Genomic DNA, 21732 nt, shown 5'->3' on the forward strand with positions numbered 1-21732 from the left:
TTCGATGGAATCCTTTATCACGCACAAAGGGATCGGTGTTCCGCTCCGGCGCTCGAACGTCGATACCGACCAGATCATTCCGGCGGTCTACCTGAAAAGGGTGACACGCACGGGATTCGAGGACGGGCTGTTCGCAGCATGGCGGGGCGATCCCGAATTCATTCTCAATGTCGCGCCGTACGACAAGGGCTCGGTGTTGGTCGCCGGTCCTGACTTCGGTACGGGATCGTCTCGCGAGCATGCGGTATGGGCGCTATCGGACTTCGGGTTTCGGGTCGTGATCGCTTCGCGCTTCGCCGATATCTTCCGGGGGAACGCCGGTAAGGCAGGCTTGCTCGCCGCCCAGGTGGACCAGCCGGACGTGGAACTGCTGTGGAAATTGCTCGACGAGCAACCAGGTCTCGAATTGATCGTCGATCTCGAAAACCGGACTGTGACGGCCGGAACAACTGTGGTGCGCTTTGACATTGACGACTACACGAGATGGCGTCTATTGGAAGGTCTGGACGATATCGGCCTGACATTGCGCCAGGTAGAAGCGATTTCCGAGTTCGAAAAGTCAAGGCCTTCATGGAAACCAGAGACCCTCCCGGGGAGGGTCGACGCGAACTGAAACGCTACGACTGCGGTCGAATCCGACGCCATTCGAGTCCATGTAATTGGCGCCACGCCCAATGAGAATTGGCGTGGCACATAGACTCTTGCCGTATTCGGGTTTACCGTGGTTCGTAGTCGGTCCGAAAAAGGACCATTAGTTTGCGGAGGAATTTCAATGAACAAGGCAGAGCTCATCGATGTTCTGACCGAGAAACTGGGGTCGGACAGGCGGACAGCGACGGACGCCGTCGAACATGTGGTGGACACGATCGTTCGAGCCGTTCACCGCGGCGAGAGCGTCACGATCACCGGATTCGGAGTTTTCGAACAGCGCCGCCGTGCCGCGCGTGTGGCACGCAATCCGCGCACCGGTGAGACCGTGAAGGTCAAGCCGACGTCGGTCCCGGCCTTCCGCCCCGGCGCTCAGTTCAAAGCCGTTATCGCTGGCGGCCAGAAGCTTCCGTCCTCCGGGCCCGCTGTGAAGCGTGGTGTGGCTGCACCTGCCAAGAAGACGGCTGCGAAGAAGACAGCGGCAAAGAAGGCGGCTGCCAAGAAGACCACCGCGAAGAAGACTGCGGCAAAGGCTCCCGCCAAGAAGACCACCGCTACCAAGACGGTGGCAAAGAAGGCTCCGGCCAAGACCGCTGCGAAGAAGACTGCGGCAAAGGCTCCGGCCAAGAAGACCACCGCAAAGAAGACTGCAGCTAAGGCCCCGGCCAAGAAGACCACCGCAAAGAAGACTGCGGCAAAGGCTCCGGCCAAGAAGACCACCGCAAAGAAGACTGCGGCAAAGGCTCCGGCCAAGAAGACCACCGCAAAGAAGACTGCGGCAAAGGCCCCCGCCAAGAAGGCTCCGGCCAAGAAGACGGCGGCAAAGAAGACTTCCGCACGGCGGAAGTAGTCCTTCGGTCGAAATTCGGCGCCGGCAACGCGATGACGCGTCGCCGGCGCCGAATTCGGTTCCTGGCGGGCTCGTTCAGTTCGCTCTCTTCACCGGCAATGGACTGTCGATATGGTCCGCGGCGCACAACCGTCCGCCGGACAGCGAGAGCACCCACATACTTGCTTTACGATTTCTCGCGGGCGGCAACTCGATTCCGTCCGCGTCGGCCCACCACGAAAGCAGGTCGGGGATCACCCCGCCCTGGCTCGAGATCACGGGTACGCCACCGTTGGACGCGATCTTTCGTACGAGGGTGCGGGTACCCGCATGGTCCGCCGCGAAACCCTCCTCGGAAAGCAGCGGATCCGTGTGGATTTCGATGCCTTCGGAATCGGCGAACGGCTGGACCGTCTGGATGCACCGCGTGCGATCGGCCGAGGTCACGGACGACGCACCGAACGCGCGGAGCTGGGCGGTGAGGGCGTCGGCTTGCAGACGCCCCTTGCTGTCGAGAGGACGCTTGGTGTCGTCACCCTTGTATCGCTTCTTGGATCCGGCCTTGGCGTGCCGGACAACGAGGACGGTGGCGGTATCCGCCGGCAGAGACTCGAAACGACGAAGAATCTGTCGGTCCATCGGATACGACAACTGATCAGGCACCTCGTGCACCGGCAACCACCGGAGTACGTCGACCTCGGAATTCGGAACGAATTCTCCGGAAACCGCCTCGCCGTTCCAGTATTCGACCCGCTTGCGGAGGCGATGCCCGGGAACGGGGTAGGACACGGAGCCCAAGTGGCGACCGGTGCGAATCGTCATTCCGGTCTCTTCGCTCACTTCGCGAATCGCGGCGACCAATTCGGTCTCACCAGGGTCGAGCTTGCCCTTGGGGAAAGACCAATCGTCGTACTTGGGGCGGTGAACCAGCGCGAGTTCTACCTCGTCCGGTCGACTCGGCGACTTGCGCCAGACGACGGCGCCCGCGGCGAAGACATTTGCCTTGAACGGCTTGTTCGACGACATGTTCGGTGACCCGTTATCCGGCGTTCGTCCGGCTGCGCATGAGCGCTTCTTGATGTTCTCTGACTTCTTCGCCGCGGGCGGGGGCAGCAACCCAGCCGCCGTCGGGCTGGAGAACCCAGCAGCGAGTCGTGGGATCGAGCGCCGAATCGAAGATGTCGCTCAACTGTGTGGCAAGTCGCGGATCCTTCACCTGGGCCATGACTTCCACCCTGCGATCGAGATTGCGGTGCATCATGTCCGCGCTGCCGATCCAGAACTCGTCCGAAGCTTGGAAGTGGAATATGCGCGAGTGCTCGAGGAATCGTCCGAGGATCGATCGGACCTCGATGTTCTCGCTCAGTCCCGGAACACCGGGCCTGAGACCGCAAATTCCGCGAACCACGATCTCCACCGGTACGCCGGCATCAGAGGCGCGGTACAGCGCGTCGATGACCTGTTCGTCCACCAGAGCGTTGGCCTTCAACCGAATCCGCGCATCGCGCCCCTGCTTCTTGGCGGCCACCTCCGCGTCGATGCGCTCGATGATGCCCTTCCGCACGCCGTAAGGAGCGACGAGCAGATTTCGATAGTTCGACTTTCGCGAGTATCCGGTCAGCGAGTTGAACAGATCCGTGAGGTCCGCGCCGATCTCCGGCGCTGCCGTCAGCAGACCCACGTCCTCGTAGAGGCGGGCTGTCTTCGGGTTGTAGTTGCCGGTACCGATGTGGCAGTACCGACGGATCGTGGAACCTTCTCGGCGAACCACGAGGCACGTCTTGCAGTGGGTCTTGAGCCCGACGAGACCGTAGACGACGTGCACGCCGGCCTGTTCGAGTTTGCGCGCCCACTTGATGTTCGCCTGCTCGTCGAAACGTGCCTTGATCTCCACAAGTGCGACAACTTGTTTGCCGGCCTCCGCCGCGTCGATCAGAGCGTTGACGATGGGTGAGTCACCGGAGGTGCGGTAGAGCGTCTGCTTGATCGCGAGCACCTGGGGGTCCGCCGCGGCCTGTTCGATGAAGCGCTGAACACTGGTGGAGAACGAATCGTACGGGTGTTGAACGAGAACGTCGCCGTCGCGCAGGGTGGAGAAGACACTCTTGGGTGTCTCGCGTTCACCGAATGCCGGGTGGGTGGCCGGAACGAACGGAGCGTCCTTGAGGGCCGGGCGATCCACCGCGTACACCTGCCAGAGGCATGAGAGGTCGAGTAGACCGGACACTTGGATGACGTCGCCGGGATCGACGTCGAGTTCGCGCAGCAACAACTCGAGCATGTGATCGGTCATGTCGTCAGCGACCTCGAGTCGGACCGGCGAACCGAAACGGCGCCGTGCGAGCTCACGTTCGAGGGCCTGCAGCAGGTCCTCGTCGCGATCCTCCTCGACCTCGAAATCCGCGTTACGGGTAATGCGGAACGCGTGATGCTCCACGATCTCCATACCGGGAAACAGCACGTCGAGGTGTGCGGAGATCAGTTCTTCCATCGGAAGGAATGCGTCGATCGAAGACGGAGTGTCGTTACGGCGTACGCGGACGAACCTTCCGACGTTGTCCGGCACCTTCACTCTGGCGAAGTGCTCACCTCCGGTAGCGGAGTCCTTGACGGTCACCGCGAGATTGAGGCTGAGGCCACTGATGTACGGGAAGGGATGCGCATGGTCGACGGCCAGTGGGGTGAGCACCGGAAAGACCTGATCGATGAAATGTGCGGACAGGCGCTCGTGGTCTTCGGCGGTGAGGTCCTGCCAGCGAACGATCGAAATCCCTTCGGCAGCGAGGGCAGGCCGAACGGAATCCATGAAGACCCGAGCGTGCTTGCTGGAAATCTCCTGGGTTCGAGTATTGATGAGCGCCAGCTGTTCGCGGGGTGACAGACCGTCTGCGGACCGCACGGAGAGACCGGTCTCGTCGCGGCGCTTCAGACCGGCCACCCGAACCATGAAGAACTCGTCGAGATTGGACGAGAAGATCGCCAGGAACTTCGCGCGTTCGAGCAGCGGGAGCGACGTGTCCTCGGCGAGGGCAAGGACTCGTGAATTGAAGTCCAACCAGCTCAATTCGCGGTTGAGGTAACGATCCGAAGCCACGCCGTCCGACAGCGCGTTCGTGATTCCGTTCGTTGCAGCGGGGGGTGCGGTGGGGATGTTCGACCGCGAATGCGACCCGTTCGGGGATCCGGCGTCGGACTCTGGCTTCTGGTCGGTGTGCCGGCCGAGTGCTTCAGTGTTGCTCACCCCACGATCATCCCTCACAATCCGAGAAGCGGACAATCATGCGCGAAAAATCACCGGTGTGACTCGGGCGCCGAACTCGACGAGAGTCCGGCGAGGACCCCGGCGGTGGCGGGGCCGACACCGAGTTCCGTTGCAGCCGCGATGTCGGGCTCGGTATCGACGTCCGTGCGTAGTCCCGGCCAGTCTCCGTCGAGTGGGTGCGCTCCCGATTCGAGATGTCGCCTTGCCGAGCTCGGGCCGAAGGAGGGCCGCAGTTCTGCGGTCGGATCACACGAGAACAACGCCGCGGTCCCGGTGCCGTGCCGATCGACGATCATCGAACGAGAATGTGCGCGCGCTGCGGCAAGTGCTGTCGCGAGTTCGTCAACCCGAATCGACGGTAGATCGGCTTGCAGTGCAACGAGGTCCGTCGAAGGATCGAGCCGCCGTACATGGTCTGCGGCCGCAGCGAGGGCCGAATTGAGGCCGCGTTCCGGCTCGTCGTGTCGCACACCGATCGGATGACGGGAAGCGTCGGACCGGGGCAGCGGGTCCGGATACACGTGCGCGCCGACGCTTCGGGCGAGCTCGGCCACCGCCTCGTCGGGGGTGACGACCGTGACTCCCGATACCGCCGAGGTGGCTCGGACCACGGACAAGGTGTCGTGGAGCATCGACAGCACGAGTTCGGTCCGCGCAGATGCGCCGACGAACTCGGCAAGACGAGTTTTCGCGACCGCCAGATCCTTCACCGCAACGAGGACGTGCACGTGCGGCTCGTGCGCACGTGTCTTCGCGCCAGCGCCGGTGCTCATGTGGACAATCCTGCCAGGTCTGTTCGCGTGCGCCTCACCCTGCCGGACTGTGACAGTGAACGATAGTGTTGGAAGAACACAATCGTCGATAGAGGTGAGGGGCCGACGTGACCAAGGCAGCGGTATTGGGTGCAGGGTCGTGGGGGACGGCCTTCGCGAAGGTTCTGGCCGATGCGGGCACCGATGTCACCATGTGGGCACGGCGGCCCGAGGTAGCGGACTCGATCGTGAGCCGTCACGAGAATGCCGCCTATCTGCCCGGCGTCGTGCTGCCTCCCGGTCTGACGGCCACCGCCGACCACAGCGAGGCCTTGGCGGATGCGGAACTCGTGGTATTGGCGGTGCCTTCCCAATCGCTGAGAGCGAATCTGGAGTCCTGGAAGGACTCCTTGCCCGCGGACGCGACCCTGTTGAGCCTCGCGAAAGGAATCGAGACCGGGACACTGATGCGGATGAGTCAGGTCATCGGTCAGGTCACCGGCGCCGATTCGAATCGGATCGCCGTTCTGTCGGGGCCGAATCTGGCACGCGAGATCGCATTGGGGCAGCCGTCCGCGACGGTGATCGCGTGCACCGATTCGACGCGTGCGCTGGCAGTTCAGAAAGACTGCGCCACACGCTATTTCCGGCCGTACACGAACTCGGACGTCATCGGCTGCGAGGTGGGAGGTGCCTGCAAGAACGTGATTGCACTGGCATGCGGAATGGCCGCGGGAACCGGACTCGGCGAGAACACCACCGCCTCGATCATCACCCGCGGTCTGGCAGAAGTCACCCGGCTCGGCGTGGCACTCGGCGCGAAACCGGCGACCCTCTCCGGCCTGGCCGGCGTCGGTGACCTCGTCGCCACCTGCACGTCGCGACTGTCTCGTAATCGGACCTTCGGCGAGCGTCTCGGCCAAGGCGGTTCGATCGAAAGTGCCCAGGCCGCCACCAACGGCCAGGTCGCGGAAGGCGTGAAGTCCTGCACGTCGGTCCGCGCGCTCGCGACGGGGTTCGACGTCGAGATGCCGCTGACAGAGGCAGTGCACCGCGTGTGCCACGACGGCCTCGACGTCGAGGAAGCGATCGGACAGTTGCTCGGACGCCGAACGAAGCCGGAGTAGAAGGTGCATCTCACCGGCGGTGAACCGGAGAGCACGTTCGGCGACTCCACACGCTGCGTCAAGGCTGTTGCCGCTCCGCACGCGCCCGGGGAGCCGATGCAGCGTGGGCCGGTGCCGGCGGCGCCCTACCAGCTCTCTCCGGACGAAGGCTCGGAGTCCGATACGTATGCGCGCGCGTCCAATCCGGGTTGGCGGGAACTGGAAGCCGCCTTGGCCGAACTCGAGGGCGCGACCGGAGCGCTGCTTGTGGGATCCGGGATGTCCGCGATCACCGTGACGCTGCGGACGTTGCTTGCCACGGGCGGCACCGTGATCGTTCCTTCCGACGGCTACTACCAGGTGCGCGCGTATGCCCGCGAGATGCTCGAGCCGTTCGGGGTGACCGTGCACGAGTTCGCCACCGCCGACATGCTGTCGCCTTCCGCCGAGACGGCGATAGCCGGTGCGGAGGGCCCAGTGGTCGTGGTGGCCGAGACACCGGCCAACCCGTCGCTCGACGTGGTGGATTTGCGTGCCCTGTCGGATTTGTGCACTCGATCGGAAGCACTGCTGGTCGTGGACAACACGACGGCAACCCCGTTGGGGCAACAGCCGCTGGCGCTCGGAGCCGATGTGGTGGTTGCCAGCGGCACCAAGGCGCTGAGCGGACACAGTGACCTGTTGATGGGGTACATCGCGCTGTCCGACGCCACATTGCTCGGCCGGATAGGGAGGGAGCGCCTGTTCTCGGGCACCGTTCTCGGCCCCTTCGAGACGTGGCTCGCGCACCGTAGCCTCGGCACCGCTGGACTCCGGTTCGAGAGGCAATGTGCGAACGCCCTCGCTGTCGCACAGATGTTGTCCGCGCACCCGAAAGCCCGGCGCGTTCGCTACCCGGGGCTGGAAGCGGATCCGTCATACGCAGTCGCCTCGCAACAGATGCGCAGATTCGGGGGACTGGTCACGTTCGAGCTGGACTCCGCAGCCGAATTCCACCGCCTTGTCGAGATTGCCGAACTACCGATCGCGGCGACGAGCTTCGGTGGGATTCACACCACCGTCGACCGGCGCGCCCGGTGGGGCGATCCGGTCCCGGAGGGCTTCGTGCGGCTTTCGTGCGGCATCGAAGACACCGATGACCTCGTCTCGGATCTCGAGGCCGCACTAGGCGCACTGTGAGCCGCGTCGGCAATCGGGCGGTGGGGTCGGTGGCTACCTGCGGTGACCGGTACGGTTTGTCTCGTGAGTGAACCGCGTATCAGGGTCGCCGTCGTCTTCGGCGGACGCAGTAGCGAGCATTCGGTCTCCTGCGTATCGGCTGGAAGTGTCCTGACCAATCTCGACCCCTCCCGTTACGAAGTGGTGCCTGTCGGCATAGCCCGGGACGGCAGCTGGATGCTGGGGTCGACGGATCCGGAGGCGCTCGCGATTCGCGACCGCACCATGCCGAGCGTGCAGCCCGGCGGTAGCGAACTGGCCCTGACCGCGGATCCGACCAGGCAGGGCGCGCTCGTGTCGCTCAGTGACGGTGAGGCGGGCAAGGTCCTGGCCTCGGTCGACGTCGTGTTCCCCGTACTGCACGGCGCGTACGGCGAGGACGGCACGGTGCAGGGCCTTCTCGAACTTGCCGAGGTTCCGTACGTGGGTCCGGGAGTGCTGGCGAGCGCGGCCGGGATGGACAAGGAGTTCACCAAGAAGCTGCTCGCCGCCGAGAACCTGCCCGTAGGACACCAGGTCGTCTTGCGCCCCGGCACGAGAACACTCACGCAGGAACAGAAGGACGGCCTCGAACTTCCCGTCTTCGTGAAGCCGGCCCGAGGCGGTTCGTCGATCGGGATCACACGGGTTGCGGATTGGTCGGGACTCGACGAAGCCGTCGCCCACGCGCGGTTGCACGATCCGAAGGTGATCGTCGAATCGGGGATCGTCGGCCGCGAGGTCGAGTGCGGGGTGCTCGAGTTCCCCGACGGTTCGGTTCGCGCGAGCGTGGTCGCCGAGATCAAGATGCCCGAGTCGAGTCGCGACGACGACTCCGCGTTCTACGATTTCGACACGAAGTACCTCGACGACATCTGCGAGTTCGACGTTCCGGCGAAACTCGACGACGACGTCAGCGACGAGATTCGCAAGCTGGCGGTCGAGGCCTTCCGCGCACTCGACTGCCAGGGCCTCTCCCGCGTCGACTTCTTCGTCACGGAGAACGGACCCGTCATCAACGAGATCAATACGATGCCAGGGTTCACCGCGATCTCGATGTATCCGCGTATGTGGGATGCGGCCGGAGTCGATTACCCGACGCTCGTGTCGACACTGGTGGACACGGCCTTGGCTCGCGGGACCGGTCTGAGGTAGAGCGGCCGGTCAGGACCCGGGGAGCGGTGCCGGATCGAGCGGTCGCGCTTCCAGGGTCTTCGCGGCCACGGCGGACATCTCTTGCAACGGTGTCGGCCCAGAACCGTTGGGCACGGTCAGTGCGACGTAGACGCCGCGGTCGACCAGGTACCAGGTGCTCGACTCGAGTCCGATCTCGGCGCCCGAGACCTCGAACCACTGCACACCGTCGATAACCTGAAGCGGCGCGGCCTGATCGAACTCCACCGGCCGGTCGACCCCGCAGCGCAGAACGACGGGATCGCCTTCGACCGGTTGCCAGGCAGCGGCGGATTCGGGCGCAGGCTGGGCCAGTTCGCCTCGTTCGAGGTCGCCCAGGTTGTCGGGCAGGGCTTCCACGAGTGCCGCGCACTCGGGGGTACCTGCGGCGGGCGCGGGCACTGTTCCCAGCGACACCGGTTCGCGGATGGGGTCGCGGCCGGCGAGGAAGGCCGCAACGAGGACCGCGACGACAAGGGCGACGGGGATTGCCACGGCGGTGGCAATGAGGGCCGGATGTCGGCGATGGTCCTGCTCGGGCTGTGATGTGTCGGTCTCGGGCATGCTCGGATCTTGTTCGTCGTATCGTCTGGACTGTTCGAATCTACCGTAGGAGGCACCCCATCTCTCCGATCGATGCCCAGCCCGACGACATGGACCCGCGTTCGCGCACGGTGGCGGAGGTGGGCGAATTCGGTGTGATCGGGCGCGCAACAGCGGCTCGGAAGCAGCCCGCAAGCACTCTGCTCGGACCCGGTGACGACGCCGCGGTCGTGCGTGCCGCGGATGGCAGAGTGACCGTCTCCGCCGACATGCTCGTCGAGGGTAGACACTTCCGGTTCGACTGGTCCACGCCTCATCAGGTCGGACGAAAAGCCTTGGCGCAGAATGCCGCCGACATCTTTGCGATGGGTGCGCAACCGACGGCACTGCTCGTGTCCATCGGTTGCCCTGCGAACACACCGGTCGATGTCGTCGACGGGATCTCGGCGGGGGTGGGCGAGGCCGCCGAAGAACTCGGGGCCGGTGTCGTCGGCGGTGACCTCGTCCAGGCGCAGCAGGTGGTGGTCGCGGTAACCGTGCTCGGGGATCTCGGCGGCGCAGATCCGGTCCTCCGGTCCGGTGCGAATGCGGGAGACGTCGTCGCGGTCACCGGCGGACTCGGGCGGTCTGCTGCGGGACTGGCGTTGTTGACGGCCGGTGCCGACACCGGGGCCGACGGGCTCGCCGGCCTCGTCGACGCGCATCGGGTTCCCGCGCCACCCTATTCGGCAGCGCGGGCGGCCGCAGGATCGGCGACCTCGATGACCGACGTCTCGGACGGTCTGCTGGCAGACCTCGGCCATCTGTGCACGGCGTCCGGGGTCGGCATGGATCTGGAATCTGCGCGGCTGGACCCCGACACCGAGGTCGCTGCGGCCGCAGAGTTGCTCGCTGCCGACCCACGTGAATGGGTGCTGACCGGAGGTGAGGACCACGCGTTTGCCGGGACGTTCCCGGTGGCGGCCGAACTGCCGGCCGGCTGGATTCCGATCGGACGGGTGCGAGAAGGTACCGGAGTGTCGATGGACGGTCGACCGGCCACGGGGGCCGCAGGGTGGGAAAGCTTCTCCGTATAAGTTGCAGGCATGGCTATCTACGCGCTCGGTGACCGAACCCCTGACATCCATCCGGACGCCTACGTCCACCCCGACGCGGTGGTGATCGGTGCCGTCACGCTCGCGGCCGGAGCGTCGGTGTGGCCCGGCGCGGTTCTGCGCGGTGACTACGGGACCCTCTCGATAGGGGAGCGGACCAATATTCAGGACGGCACGGTGATCCATTGCACGCCCGTCGATCCCACCGTGATCGGAGCGGGCTGCGTCGTCGGCCACAATGCTCACGTCGAAGGTGCCACGGTAGGTGACAACTGCCTCATCGCGTCCGGGTCGATCGTGCTGAACGGCGCGGTGGTAGGCGAGGGAGCAGTCGTGGGGGCGGGCGCTGTCGTCCCGTTCAAGTTCGAGGTTCCCAGCAGGCGAATGGCGTTGGGGGTGCCGGCCAAGGTGCGCGAAGGATTCGAGGTGCCGGAAGGCCACGTGGACCTCAATGTGCAGATGTACTCCGCGAATGCGGGGTACTACCGGGACGCACTGCGCAGGCTCGACTGATGACGCCGCTGAAGGAAGTCGTGGACGCCGGTTGGGCCCAGGCGCTCGAGCCGGTTGCCGGGCGAATCACCGAGATGGGGGATTTCCTGCGTGCGGAGAACGCCGCGGGCCGGGGGTACCTGCCGTCGGGTGACAACGTACTGAGAGCTTTCACGCACCCGTTCGAGGACGTCAAGGTCCTGGTCGTCGGGCAGGACCCGTACCCGACGCCGGGGCATGCTGTGGGGCTGAGCTTTTCGGTCTCGCCCGATGTTCGGCCCGTGCCACGAAGTCTCGGGAACATCTTCACCGAGTACTCGAAGGATCTGGGATTTCCCACGCCGTCGAACGGCGACCTCACGCCGTGGTCCCGCCAAGGAGTGCTGCTGCTCAACAGAGTGCTGACGGTCGTACCGGGTGAGGCTGCTTCGCACCGTAGGAAGGGGTGGGAAGCAGTGACGGAGCAGGCGATCCGGGCGCTCGTCGCTCGTCCGGAGCCCCTCGTGGCGATTCTCTGGGGGCGTGATGCCGCGACGTTGAAACCGATGCTCGGCGATGTTCCGGTGATCGAATCGGCGCACCCGTCGCCCCTGTCGGCGTCTCGCGGCTTCTTCGGATCACGACCGTTCAGCCGCGCCAACTCCCTGCTCGAAGAGTTGGGCGGCGATCCGGTCGATTGGCGATTGCCCTAGCTGCTGCGAGTCACCGAACCGAAGTCGGCGCGACGCTTCTCGACGAACGCATCGACGCCTTCGATCCCGATGGGACTGTCCGCGGCGGCCGATATGGACGCGGTCTCTGCGTCGAGCTGCTCGCTCAACGTATTGGTGATCGAGGCGGCGAGCAGCTTCTTGATGCCCGCGAAGGCGTCGGTGGGGCCTGCCGCGAGCGAGCGAGCGAGTCGGAAGGCTTCGTCCTGGATGACGTCGTCGCCCACGAGTCGGCTCAGTATGCCGATTCGAACGGCTTCGTCACCACCGAGAACCGAGTCGGAGAGGAGGATGTCGCGGGCACGCGAGATTCCCACGATTCGGGGAAGCAGCCACGACATGCCTCCGTCGGGGGTGAATCCGATGGAAGGGTATGCGGGGCGAAGCTTGGTGGACGGGCCACCGATCGCGATGTCTGCCAGGCACACGAGACTCATACCGGCCCCGGCGGCCCAGCCGTGGACCCCGGCGACAACGGGTGCAGTGAGCTCGCTGAGCGCTCGAACGAATTCGTGCAGCGCTCGGGCGACCTCGGCGACGTGAGCGCCGCGGTCGGGTGCAGAAGCGAATCCGTGTACGTTTCCGCCCGCGCAGAAGTTGGGTCCCTCGCCGACCAGGAGCACACTGCCCAGGTCGTTGCCGAGGATGCGGAGCGCCTCCGTGCCCTGAGCGACACCGTCCGAGTCGAGTGACGCACCGTTGTCCGCGGTGGCGATCACGATCCGCAGGACACCTTCTTCGTACGTCACTTTGGAGAGTTGATCTATGGAGTTCACGGACTGCACATTACAGACGACGATGCGCCCTGTGGACAGCACTGCACCCCACAGCGAAACGCTGTGGGGTGCAGTGTGAGTGTCTCGAGTTTCGAAACTCGGTGACGGTGTCAGCCTCGAGCGACCTTGCCTGCCTTCAAGCAGGAGGTGCACACGTTGACTCGCCGGGTGTTTCCGGGAGCAACCTGGGCGCGAACGCTCTGGATGTTCGGGTTCCAGCGACGATTGGTACGCCGGTGCGAGTGCGAGACCGACTTACCGAAGCCGGGCCCCTTGGCGCATACGTCGCAGACGGCAGCCATAGTCGCGAACTCCTTCAGATAGTGAACAGTGCTTCGTCCTCGTGAGGTATTCCCCCACGAGGCAACCGTGTAAGAGTAGCTGTTGAGGAGCGGATTGGCCAAACTCGCACCTGTGGCATGGATCGCCTCCGTTGCGCGGCGCACCGCCGGCTCGCGATATCCTGGCCTCATCCATCGTAGGTCCACGCCGAGAGGACGTTCGTGAACCCAGAGGTCCGGCCCGCTCAGGGCGCAGACCAGGCCGACTTCCTTATGGACGGCCGCCTGCTCGGACGGTGGGCTCACCTGTGTGTGGCAGGACTGGAGCAGCGATGCGCCGAGATCGACGATCTCAACGTCTACCCGATTCCGGACGGCGATACCGGCACGAACCTGCTGGCGACGATGCGTGCAGCCACTGCGGCCGCCGAAGAGTACGCACTGGACGGCGATGGGCAGCCGTCCCGAGACGCTCATCAGATTGCGGTGGCACTGGCCAGGGGAGCGGTTTCGGGTGCCAGGGGCAACTCCGGGGTGATCCTGTCGCAGGTGCTGCGCGGCATCGCGCAGGCTTCGGGCGAAGGCGCGCTCGACGACGCCGCCCTGCGCAGTGCTCTTCGCCAGGGCTCGAACCTGGCGGCCGATGCCGTCAGCGAGCCGGTCGAGGGCACCATCGTCACCGTTCTGAGGTGCGCTGCAGACGCCGCGGCGACCGCACCGCAGGGGGCCGGGCCGGCAGCGACTGCACGAGTGGCGGCGGACGCGGCGGCTGCAGCCCTGGTGCGGACGCCAACTCAACTCGACGTACTCCGCGTGGCGGGGGTGGTCGATGCCGGCGGATTGGGTCTCGTCGTGATCCTCGACGCGCTGGTCGAGTCGATGGACGGTGCAGCGCCCGAGCGCGACCTCGTGACGCGTCCGGCGCCCCGAGAACTGTCACCACGCACCGAGTGCGCGGCCACCGGGCACGAGCACGCTGGACGAGACCGCTCGGGGCGGGACTACGAGGTGATGTATCTCGTCGCCGATTCCGACGACGAACGTATGGCGGACCTGCGTGTGCACCTCGGCGCGCTCGGCGACTCCATCGTGATCGTCGCCGACGGAGTCGGCGGGTGGTCCGTGCACGTGCACTGCACCGATGCCGGCGCCGCTGTCGAGGCGGGCCTTCTGGCGGGCCGTGTGCACGGAATCCGAATCACGAGTTTTCTCGTCGACGCGCGTGACCAGGGCCTCGTGACTCCGAGTGTGCGTGTCCGGCCCCGTAGGAGTGGGCGGGGGATCATCGCCATGGCAGCGGGTGACGGCGCCGCGGAATTGTTCGAAGCCGAAGGCGCGACCGTCCTGCGTTGCGACACCCCGGTCACCCGTGGCCGGTTGCTCGGTGTGATTCGAGAGATCGAACGCAGTGAAGTGTTGGTACTACCCAACGGCGCGTTGTCCGCGCAGGAGTTGGTTGCCGTGAGCGCAGCGGCCCGCGACTCGAGTCACGAGGTGGTGTTGCTCGCCACGTCGTCGATGGTGCAGGGGATCGCAGCACTCGCGGTGCACGACCCGAGCCGCGACGCCGGTGACGACGCGTTCACGATGTCCGAGGCGGCGGCGGCCACCCGGTGGGGTTCGCTGCGAGTCGCTTCCGAACGTGCGCTGACCTACGTCGGAACGTGTGAGCCGGGGGACTCCCTCGGCCTGATGGGGCACGAGGTCGTCCTGATAGAGACGGACGCCGTCACGGCCGGTACCCGACTGGTGGACGTCGCGCTCGGTGGCGGCGGTGAACTCGTCACCGTGATACTGGGAGCGCACGCCCCGGAAGGACTCGGTGAACACATCGGCGACCACGTCACCCGAACGCACCCCGGTGTGGAAGTGATGGTCTACTTCGGCGGACAGGTCGACGATCTGCTTCAACTGGGTGTCGAATAGTCGAGCAGGACCGAGTGGTTCGGGAAGGAACGTGACATGGCGACGCTTTCGGATCGTCTCGATCTGCTCCTGGGAAACAAGACGGCGGAAGCGCTCGCCGAGGCCTTCGAGATCCGCACGGTGGAGGACCTGCTTCGTCATTACCCCCATCGTTACGCATCCCAAGGTCGTGAGCTGGCGGAGAAGGAGCCGCCCGAGGGCGAACACATCACCATCATCGCCAAGGTGACCTCCGCCGCGGTCGTGAAGATGCGCAACCGCCCGGGCCAGATGCTCAAGGTGGTGCTCACCACGGACACTCAGAACGTCGACGTCACCTTCTTCAACCCGCAGAAGGTCCGGCATGTGATCAAACCGGGTGTGCGCGCGATGTTTTCGGGGACGGTGAAGTACTTCCGTGGAAAGTGGAGTCTCACCCATCCCAGTTATCTGATCCTTCCCGAATCGCGCGGTGAGGAAGACCCGGTTGTCGAGGTCGGTCGCATTCGAGGCTCCGGCGACCTGGCCGGTATCGCGCGGGCCGGTGTCGATTCCGGTGCGGGCGTCGACATGTCGGTGTTCGACCGTGCCTTCATCCCGCTGTATCCGGCGACCAGGGACGTCGAGAGCTGGACCATCATGCGGTGCGTCCGGCAGGTGCTCGATCAACTCGATCCTGTCGTAGATCCGCTGCCGGACGCCACTTCGGCCGAGCACGGCCTCATCGGCCTGGACGCTGCTCTGCGCTCGATTCATCTGCCCGACACCAGGGAAGAGATCGACCACGCGCGAGATCGTCTTCGCTTCGACGAGGCAGTTGCCCTGCAACTCGTACTCGCGATGCGCCGCCGAGACAATGCGCAGCGAGTGGCTCCGGTGTGTCCGCCCGTGCCGGATGGAATCGCCGAACGCTTCGAAGCCAGACTGCCGTTCACGCTCACGGACGGCCAGCACGAGGTCGCAGAGGAGATCTCGGCGGATCTCTCCCGTCCGCATCCGATGAGCCGACTCCTGCAAGGCGAAGTGGGCTCCGGAAAGACGATCGTCGCACTGCGCGCGATGCTGCAGGTGGTCGATGCCGGGTATCAGTGTGCGTTACTGGCGCCGACGGAAGTCCTCGCCACCCAGCACGCGAAATCGTTGCGGGCGATGCTCGGGGGCCTGGGGACTGCCGGCGAGCTCGGCTCCGAGGATCAGGCCACCCGCATCACGCTGGTTACGGGCTCGATGTCGGTTGCGACGAAACGGGCCGCACTCAACGAGGTGGTCGTGGGTGACGCGGGGATCGTCATCGGCACCCACGCCCTCATCCAGGACAACGTGGACTTCTTCAAACTCGGCATGGTCGTCGTGGACGAACAACATCGGTTCGGAGTCGAGCAGCGAGATGCCCTGCGCTCCAAGGCAAGAGGCGGTCTGAGTCCGCACGTTCTCGTCATGACCGCGACCCCGATACCGCGAACGATTGCCATGACGGTGCTCGGTGACCTCGAGGTGTCGACCCTTCGACAGTTGCCCAAGGGACGCTCGCCCATCAAGAGCAGTGTGGTCCCCGCCCGTCAGAAGCCGCAGTGGGTCGGTCGGGCCTGGGAGCGGATACGTGAGGACGTCGCCGACGGTCGACAGGCCTACGTCGTGTGCTCACGTATCGGCGACGGTAAGGACGAGCCCGGCGGCAAGGACGAAAAGGACGCCCAGCAGCAGACGATCGCCGCGACCGAACTTCACGAGCAGTTGAGCACCCAGATTCTCCCGGACCTTCGTGTCGGGCTGTTACACGGTCGTCTGCCTTCGGACGACAAGGATGCCGCGATGGCGGCGTTCGACGTGGGGGATACGGACGTCCTCGTGTGCACGACCGTGGTCGAAGTCGGCGTGGACGTTCCCAATGCGACCGTGATGGTCATCGTCGATGCGGACCGATTCGGAGTGAGTCAGCTACATCAGCTTCGTGGACGCGTGGGACGTGGAAAGCATCAGGGGCTGTGCATCCTGATCACCGGCGCCAGTCCTGGTAGTCCGACGTACGAGCGGCTCTCGAGTGTGGCATCGACCAACGACGGATTCGAACTGGCGAGGCTCGACCTCGAGACTCGCCGCGAGGGTGACATTCTCGGAAAGGCACAGAGCGGGACGACCACGACATTGCGGCTGTTGTCGCTCCTCGAACACGAGGACGTCATAGCGAGTGCGGCACAATTCTCGCGTGCGGTGATCGACACCGATTCCACACTCGAGAATCATCCTGGACTTGCCGCAATGGTCGGCGCGGCTCTCGATTCCGAGAAGATCGAATACTTGGAGAAAGCGTGACCTGACGTGCGCAGATGTGCCGTGTGAGTGTTTCGCCGGTATTACCGAAGTTGCACCCTGCGGAAGTCTTCTTGTGAAGTCGTTTGTGGAATCTTGAATACTGGGACGCGGGTTCCCCGGCGCCCTTCCCAGCGGGGTAGTTTGCAGCCATGTTCTCAAAAGTGCTTGTCGCCAACCGCGGCGAAATTGCGATCCGCGCGTTCCGCGCCGCCTACGAACTAGGCGCCGGAACCGTCGCGGTGTTTCCGTACGAGGATCGGAACTCGATCCACCGTCTGAAAGCCGACGAGAGTTACCAGATCGGTGAGGAAGGGCACCCGGTGCGGGCGTACCTGTCCATCGACGAGATCGTGTCGGCCGCCGTACAGGCCGGGGCCGACGCCGTCTACCCCGGGTACGGCTTCCTGTCGGAGAACCCCGACTTGGCCGCTGCCTGCGCGGAGGCCGGAATCACGTTCGTGGGTCCGTCCTCGGACATCCTCGAACTGACCGGAAACAAGTCTCGGGCAATCGCGGCTGCTCGCGCGGCCGGACTGCCCGTGTTGGCGTCCTCGGAGCCCTCGTCGGACGTCGACGAATTGGTGGCAGCTTCCGAGAACATGGAGTTCCCCCTGTTCGTGAAGGCGGTAGCCGGCGGCGGCGGTCGTGGCATGCGCCGAGTGGCCGAGCCCGCGCAGCTACGTGAGTCAATCGAGGCCGCCGCTCGCGAGGCCGAGTCCGCTTTCGGTGACGCCACCGTGTTCCTCGAGCAGGCCGTGATCGACCCACGCCACATCGAGGTACAGATCCTCGGCGACGGCGAGGGCAACGTCATCCACCTTTTCGAACGCGACTGCTCATTGCAGCGGCGTCACCAGAAGGTCATCGAGATGGCGCCCGCACCGAACCTGTCCGAGGAACTGCGTGAGCGGATTTGTGCGGATGCCGTCGCGTTCGCCCAGCAGATCGGCTACTCGTGTGCCGGCACCGTGGAGTTCCTCCTCGATGCCCGTGGAAATCACGTCTTCATCGAGATGAACCCGCGCATCCAGGTCGAGCACACCGTGACCGAGGAGGTCACCGATGTGGACCTCGTTCAGTCGCAGTTGCGTATCGCCTCGGGCGAGACCCTGGCCGACCTCGGTCTGAGCCAGGACAAGATCACCCTGCGCGGCGCCGCGATCCAGTGCCGTATCACCACCGAGGACCCGGCCAACGGTTTCCGGCCGGACACCGGCCGAATCACGGCCTACCGCACACCCGGCGGCGCCGGTATTCGCCTGGACGGGGGCGCCACGCTCGGCGCAGAGGTGGGTGCCTACTTCGACTCGATGCTGGTCAAGCTGACCTGTCGTGGCCGCGACCTGGAGACAGCGGTGAGTCGTGCCAGGCGAGCGGTCACCGAGTTCCGAATCCGCGGTGTGTCCACGAACATTCCGTTCCTGCAGGCGGTTCTCGACGACCCCGACTTCCGTGCCGGGAGGGTGACCACGTCCTTCATCGAGGAGCGCCCGCAACTACTGACGTTGCGTTCGTCCGCGGACCGCGGCACCAAGATCCTCACTTACCTCGCCGACGTGACGGTCAACAAGCCGCACGGCGAACGTCCGTCGTCGGTGTACCCGCACGACAAGCTGCCCAAGATCGATCTGTCTGCTCCGGCTCCCGAGGGCAGCCGTCAGAAGCTTCTGACACTCGGCCCCGACGGATTCGCCAAGGCACTGCGTGAGCAGAAGGCCCTCGGCATCACCGAGACCACGTTCCGCGACGCGCACCAGTCGTTGCTCGCTACCCGGGTGCGCACGAGTGGGCTGTTGGCGGTTGCGCCCTACGTGGCTCGCACCACGCCCGAACTGCTGTCGATCGAGGCCTGGGGTGGGGCGACCTACGACGTCGCACTCCGGTTCCTGCACGAGGACCCGTGGTATCGCTTGGCCGCACTGCGTGAAGCTGTCCCGAACATCTGCCTGCAGATGCTGCTGCGCGGCCGCAACACCGTCGGCTACACCCCGTACCCGGAGAAGGTGACTCGCGCTTTCGTCCAGGAAGCGACGGACACGGGCATCGACATCTTCCGAATCTTCGATGCGCTCAACAATGTCGACCAGATGCGTCCGGCGATCGATGCGGTCCGCGAGACCGGAACCGCCGTCGCCGAGGTCGCGCTGTCGTACACGGGCGACCTGTCGAACCCGAACGAGAACCTCTACACGCTCGACTACTACTTGAAGCTGGCGGAGGAGATCGTAGAGGCCGGCGCTCACATCATCGCGATCAAGGACATGGCGGGCCTGCTGCGCGCTCCGGCCGCCGCGACACTCGTGACGGCGCTGCGCAAGAACTTCGATCTGCCCGTCCACGTGCACACGCACGACACCCCGGGCGGACAGCTTGCGACATATCTGGCCGCTTGGCAGGCCGGGGCGGACGCGGTCGACGGCGCCTCGTCGGCTCTCGCCGGCACTACGAGTCAGCCCGCGCTGTCGGCAATCGTCGCCGCGGCCGCACACACCGAGCAGGACACCGGCCTCGACCTGCAGGCGGTATGTGATCTCGAGCCGTACTGGGAAGCGCTTCGCAAGGTCTACGCGCCGTTCGAATCCGGTATTCCGGCGCCGACCGGTCGCGTGTACACGCACGAGATTCCGGGCGGGCAGCTGTCGAACCTGCGAACCCAGGCCGTTGCGCTCGGGCTGGGCGACCGGTTCGAGGAGGTCGAGGCCAAATACGCTGCTGCGGACCGGATGCTGGGTCGCCTCGTCAAGGTCACCCCGTCCTCGAAGGTCGTGGGCGATCTGGCGCTGCACCTCGTCGGGTCCGGCGCCTCCACCGAGGAGTTCGCCGAGAACCCGTCGCGTTTCGACATTCCGGATTCGGTGATCGGCTTCCTGCGCGGTGAACTCGGGACCCCGCCCGGTGGGTGGCCCGAACCGTTCCGAACCAAGGCTCTCGAGGGCCGCGGAGCGGCCAAGCCAGAGGTACCACTCAGCGAAGAAGACGAGAAGGCGCTGTCGGGAACGTCGGCGGAACGCCGGAGCACTCTGAACCGGCTGCTGTTCCCGGGGCCGGCCAAGGAGTTCCTCGAGCACTACGAGAAGTACGGCGATACCTCGCAGTTGTCTGCCAACCAGTTCTTCTACGGGCTGCGCCGGGGCGACGAGCATCGCGTGAAGCTGGCGCAGGGCGTGGAATTGATCATCGGTCTCGAGGCGATTTCCGAGCCCGACGAGCGCGGCTATCGCAACGTGATGTGCATTCTCAACGGCCAGCTCCGTCCCGTGTCGGTGCGTGACCGGTCGATCGCCAGCGAGGTGCCGACAGTGGAGAAGGCGGACAAGAAGAACCCGGCGCACGTCGCCGCGCCGTTCGCCGGAGTGGTCACCCTCGCAGTGTCGGAGGGAGACGAGGTCGAAGCGGGCGGAACTGTTGCCACGATCGAGGCCATGAAGATGGAGGCTGCCATCACCGCACCTCGCGGAGGCGTCGTCTCGCGTCTCGCGATCAGCAGCGTTCAGCAGGTCGAGGGCGGCGACCTGCTGATCGAGGTATCGGCAGGGGAGTCGGCGGCGCAGTGACGAGGCTGTTCCGATGACACGGATCATCGCGGGACTCGCAGGCGGACGTCGCTTGCGGGTCCCGCCTTCCGGTACCCGTCCCACCTCGGATCGTGTCCGCGAAGCCCTTTTCAGCATGCTCGATGCCCGCATGGACCTCGAAGGTGCTGCCGTTCTGGATCTGTATGCAGGTTCCGGTGCGCTCGGCCTCGAGGCGTTGTCGAGGGGTGCCTCCCACGTCGTGCTGGTCGAATCCGACCCCGCGGCAGCGCGAGTCGTGTCGAGCAACGTCGAGACCACGGCACTTCCGGGCGCCTCGGTGCGCCGCGCGCCGGTCGAGGCGGTAGTCGGATCTCGCGCGGATCGCGAGTTCGATCTCGTACTGGCCGATCCGCCGTACGGGGTCGACGACACCGTCGTGCGCGAAGTGCTGATCTCACTGCGCACCAACGGGTGGGTGGGCGAGGGGTCTCTCGTCGTCCTCGAAAGATCCTCGCGCTCACCTGAAACGGTCTGGCCCGACGGCTTCGAGGGTCGCAAGGGCAAGAAGTACGGGGAAGCCAGAATCGAACTCGCAACCTGCTACGGTCGGGACTCATGACTGGAGCTGTGTGCCCGGGATCCTTCGACCCTGTGACCAACGGCCATCTGGATGTCATTTCCAGGGCTGCGGCGCAATTCGACGAAGTCATCGTCACGGTGATGATCAACAAGAGCAAGCGCGGCTTGTTCACCGTGGACGAACGCATCCGGATGCTCGAGGATGCGACGAGCGATCTCACCAACGTGCGAATCAGTTCGTGGCACGGCCTGCTCGTCGACTACGCGAAGCAAGAAGGCATCACGGCAATCGTGAAGGGTCTGCGTGGTGCCAACGATTTCGACTACGAGTTGCAGATGGCCCAGATGAACCAGAAGTTGTCCGGAGTCGACACCTTGTTCATCCCCACCAATCCGACCTACAGCTATCTGTCGAGTTCCCTCGTCAAGGAAGTCGCAACCTTCGGGGGTGATGTCGCCGACATGTTGCCGGCGAAAGTGCACTCTCAGCTGCTCGAGCGCATCGCGGAGCGGGCAGCCGAAAAGAGCTGAATCCCGACACACCGGCTCACGCCCCA

19 protein-coding genes are annotated in these 21732 nt (G+C 65.1%); 13 read left to right on the forward strand and 6 right to left on the reverse strand.

Annotated elements, in window-relative coordinates; translation table 11 throughout:
- Positions 1-4 precede the first annotated feature (4 nt).
- Positions 5-613, forward strand: coding sequence for a 3-isopropylmalate dehydratase small subunit (gene leuD, locus ACZI8R_RS09310; RefSeq protein WP_463379318.1), 609 nt, complete (start codon positions 5-7; stop codon positions 611-613).
- Between the two features lie 159 nt (positions 614-772).
- Positions 773-1498, forward strand: coding sequence for an HU family DNA-binding protein (locus ACZI8R_RS09315; protein ID WP_463379319.1), 726 nt, complete (start codon positions 773-775; stop codon positions 1496-1498).
- A gap of 75 nt (positions 1499-1573) precedes the next feature.
- Here ACZI8R_RS09315 and ACZI8R_RS09320 read toward each other — a convergent pair whose 3' ends face one another.
- The 3 genes from ACZI8R_RS09320 to cofC are packed head-to-tail and all read right to left on the reverse strand — an operon-like array spanning position 1574 to position 5512.
- Positions 1574-2503, reverse strand: a complete 930-nt coding sequence (locus ACZI8R_RS09320) for an NUDIX hydrolase (protein WP_463379320.1) — start codon at positions 2501-2503, stop codon at positions 1574-1576.
- A 13-nt stretch (positions 2504-2516) separates the two neighbouring features.
- On the reverse strand, positions 2517-4718 hold the full coding sequence (locus tag ACZI8R_RS09325; RefSeq protein ID WP_463379321.1) for an RNA degradosome polyphosphate kinase: 2202 nt from the start codon (positions 4716-4718) through the stop codon (positions 2517-2519).
- Between the two features lie 50 nt (positions 4719-4768).
- The gene (gene cofC, locus ACZI8R_RS09330; protein WP_463379322.1) at positions 4769-5512 is read right to left on the reverse strand and encodes a 2-phospho-L-lactate guanylyltransferase; all 744 of its coding nucleotides are present in this window, start codon (positions 5510-5512) and stop codon (positions 4769-4771) included.
- Between the two features lie 107 nt (positions 5513-5619).
- On the opposite strand from cofC, the gene ACZI8R_RS09335 reads away from it, so the two are divergent.
- From ACZI8R_RS09335 to ACZI8R_RS09345, 3 genes are all read left to right on the forward strand, one after another.
- Positions 5620-6618 carry an NAD(P)H-dependent glycerol-3-phosphate dehydrogenase gene (locus ACZI8R_RS09335; protein WP_463379323.1) on the forward strand — a complete coding sequence of 333 codons (999 nt, stop codon included), beginning with the start codon at positions 5620-5622 and terminating at the stop codon, positions 6616-6618.
- 3 nt (positions 6619-6621) lie between these two features.
- Positions 6622-7776, forward strand: a complete 1155-nt coding sequence (locus ACZI8R_RS09340) for a cystathionine gamma-lyase (protein ID WP_463379324.1) — start codon at positions 6622-6624, stop codon at positions 7774-7776.
- A gap of 63 nt (positions 7777-7839) precedes the next feature.
- Complete coding sequence (locus ACZI8R_RS09345; protein WP_463379325.1) at positions 7840-8949, forward strand: D-alanine--D-alanine ligase family protein; 1110 nt, start codon at positions 7840-7842, stop codon at positions 8947-8949.
- Between the two features lie 9 nt (positions 8950-8958).
- Here the strand turns inward: ACZI8R_RS09345 and ACZI8R_RS09350 are convergent, their stop codons facing one another.
- On the reverse strand, positions 8959-9531 hold the full coding sequence (locus ACZI8R_RS09350) for a DUF3515 domain-containing protein (protein ID WP_463379326.1): 573 nt from the start codon (positions 9529-9531) through the stop codon (positions 8959-8961).
- An 89-nt stretch (positions 9532-9620) separates the two neighbouring features.
- On the opposite strand from ACZI8R_RS09350, the gene ACZI8R_RS09355 reads away from it, so the two are divergent.
- Genes ACZI8R_RS09355 through ACZI8R_RS09365 form a run of 3 tightly spaced genes read left to right on the forward strand, consistent with a single transcriptional unit; the run spans position 9621 to position 11788 of the window.
- The gene (locus ACZI8R_RS09355) at positions 9621-10586 is read left to right on the forward strand and encodes a thiamine-phosphate kinase (protein WP_463379327.1); all 966 of its coding nucleotides are present in this window, start codon (positions 9621-9623) and stop codon (positions 10584-10586) included.
- 9 nt (positions 10587-10595) lie between these two features.
- On the forward strand, positions 10596-11117 hold the full coding sequence (locus tag ACZI8R_RS09360; RefSeq protein WP_463379328.1) for a gamma carbonic anhydrase family protein: 522 nt from the start codon (positions 10596-10598) through the stop codon (positions 11115-11117).
- Complete coding sequence (locus ACZI8R_RS09365; RefSeq protein WP_463379329.1) at positions 11117-11788, forward strand: uracil-DNA glycosylase; 672 nt, start codon at positions 11117-11119, stop codon at positions 11786-11788. The genes ACZI8R_RS09360 and ACZI8R_RS09365 overlap by 1 nt, the downstream gene beginning before the upstream one ends.
- On the opposite strand, the gene ACZI8R_RS09370 is transcribed toward ACZI8R_RS09365, so the two are convergent.
- Both ACZI8R_RS09370 and rpmB read right to left on the reverse strand, forming a co-directional pair.
- On the reverse strand, positions 11785-12582 hold the full coding sequence (locus tag ACZI8R_RS09370; RefSeq protein WP_463379330.1) for an enoyl-CoA hydratase/isomerase family protein: 798 nt from the start codon (positions 12580-12582) through the stop codon (positions 11785-11787). The two genes, ACZI8R_RS09365 and ACZI8R_RS09370, sit on opposite strands and share 4 nt — an antisense overlap.
- 110 nt (positions 12583-12692) lie before the next feature.
- Entirely contained in the window at positions 12693-12884 is a 192-nt protein-coding gene (gene rpmB / locus ACZI8R_RS09375; protein WP_463379331.1) for a 50S ribosomal protein L28, read from the reverse strand.
- Between the two features lie 252 nt (positions 12885-13136).
- Between rpmB and ACZI8R_RS09380 the strand changes: the two genes are divergently transcribed.
- From ACZI8R_RS09380 to coaD, 5 genes are all read left to right on the forward strand, one after another.
- Positions 13137-14789, forward strand: a complete 1653-nt coding sequence (locus ACZI8R_RS09380) for a DAK2 domain-containing protein (protein ID WP_463379666.1) — start codon at positions 13137-13139, stop codon at positions 14787-14789.
- A gap of 36 nt (positions 14790-14825) precedes the next feature.
- The gene (gene recG, locus ACZI8R_RS09385) at positions 14826-17081 is read left to right on the forward strand and encodes an ATP-dependent DNA helicase RecG (protein ID WP_463379332.1); all 2256 of its coding nucleotides are present in this window, start codon (positions 14826-14828) and stop codon (positions 17079-17081) included.
- A gap of 149 nt (positions 17082-17230) precedes the next feature.
- Positions 17231-20635, forward strand: coding sequence for a pyruvate carboxylase (locus ACZI8R_RS09390; RefSeq protein ID WP_463379333.1), 3405 nt, complete (start codon positions 17231-17233; stop codon positions 20633-20635).
- Positions 20636-20648: 13 nt separating this feature from the next.
- A complete protein-coding gene (gene rsmD, locus ACZI8R_RS09395) occupies positions 20649-21215 on the forward strand; it encodes a 16S rRNA (guanine(966)-N(2))-methyltransferase RsmD (protein WP_463379334.1) in 567 nt (188 codons plus the stop codon).
- Positions 21212-21706: a pantetheine-phosphate adenylyltransferase gene (gene coaD / locus ACZI8R_RS09400; protein WP_463379335.1), complete on the forward strand. Its 495-nt coding sequence runs from the start codon at positions 21212-21214 to the stop codon at positions 21704-21706. The genes rsmD and coaD overlap by 4 nt, the downstream gene beginning before the upstream one ends.
- Positions 21707-21732: the final 26 nt, after the last annotated feature.

The sequence above is a fragment of the Rhodococcus huquni genome, assembly GCF_055231055.1.